This window comes from Parafrankia sp. Ea1.12, assembly GCF_900465275.1.
Classification (GTDB): domain Bacteria; phylum Actinomycetota; class Actinomycetes; order Frankiales; family Frankiaceae; genus Parafrankia; species Parafrankia soli.
This window is the reverse complement of record NZ_UBIZ01000482.1, coordinates 1-1335: the sequence shown is the minus strand read 5'-3', so window position 1 is coordinate 1335 and position 1335 is coordinate 1. Positions and strand designations below refer to the sequence as shown.

1 protein-coding gene is annotated in these 1335 nt (G+C 72.7%); it reads left to right on the top strand.

Annotated features, from left to right (window positions below; all coding sequences use genetic code 11):
* The coding region (locus tag FMEAI12_RS28890; protein ID WP_235014732.1) for an HNH endonuclease signature motif containing protein at positions 1 to 1335 on the top strand (1335 nt) is incomplete at its 5' end.

Here is a 1335-nt window from a genome sequence, read left to right as displayed (position 1 = left end):
GGCCTGGACGCGCAGACCGCACCGCTGGCGGATCTGGAAGCCGCGATCTGCGGGTGGGCAGGGCGGCTCGCGGCTGCGACCTGCGGCTGGCTGGTCCTCCTCTCCGCCTTCGAGCGGCGGGGCGGCTGGTCGGGGATCGGGCTGCGCTCATGTGCGCACTGGCTGTCCTGGCGCTGCGGGATCGGACTGCGTGCCGCCCGGGAACACCTGGCCACGGCCCGCGCCCTCGAACAACTCCCCAAGGTGCGGGCGGCGTTCGCCGACGGGACGATCTCCTACTCGAAGGTCCGGGCGATCACCCGGATCGCCGACCCGACCACCGAGCCGCTCTGGCTCGAACACGCCCTGCACTGCACCGCAGGCCAGCTGGAACGCCTCGTCCGCACCCTCCGCCAGACCACCGCCGACCCGAACGACCGTGCCAGGACGCAGGCAGCCCGGCAGGTCTCCTGGCGCACGGACGACAACGGCATGCTGCACCTGACCGCGGTCCTGCCTCCCGACGAAGGCGCCCACCTCATCACCGCGCTCGACGCCGCCCGCGCCAGCCTCGACACCACCACCACCGACGCCGGCACCGACGCGGGCCAGTCGCCCCCCGACGGGGAGATCGTGGCCGCCCCACGGGACCGCCGACGCGACGCCGACGCACTGCTCGCACTCGCCGAAGGATTCCTACAACAGCCCGCTCCCGGGCTGACCTCACCCGCCCACACGATCACCGTGCACATCGACGCGACCACCCTGCTCGACACCACACAGCCACACCCCCCACAGCCCAGGCCGAGGCCCGGATCCCGTGCGGAGATCTCACCCGCGACCGGCCTGTCCCCCACGGTCCTGCGTCGACTCGGCCGCGACGGGCTGATCCGCACCCTGCTCACCGACACCCACGGCAACCCACTGCGGCTCGGTCGACGCCGCCGACTACCGAACCGGCAGCTCCGCGACGCCGTCCACGCCCGAGACAGAGGCACCTGCCAGTACCCGGGCTGCGCCCACACCCGACGGCTCCACACCCACCACCTCATCCCGTGGGTCGAGGGCGGCGGCACCGACATCGACAACCTCACCCTCGTCTGCGGCGAACACCACCGCACCCTGCACGATGAGAACATCAAGCTCCGCAGAACCACCGCCGGGCGGATCATCGCCCTGCTCCCCGACGGCCGCACGCTCGACCCGGCACCGCCCGCCAATCCGGGGGCCCGACCCGCCGAGGTCCTCGCCGAAGCCACTCGACACGTGGCGCCAGACGCGATCATCACCCGGAACGGCGGCCCGTTCCACCTCGACGACTCGATCCGCGCACTCCTGCGAGATCACGCCGCGTGA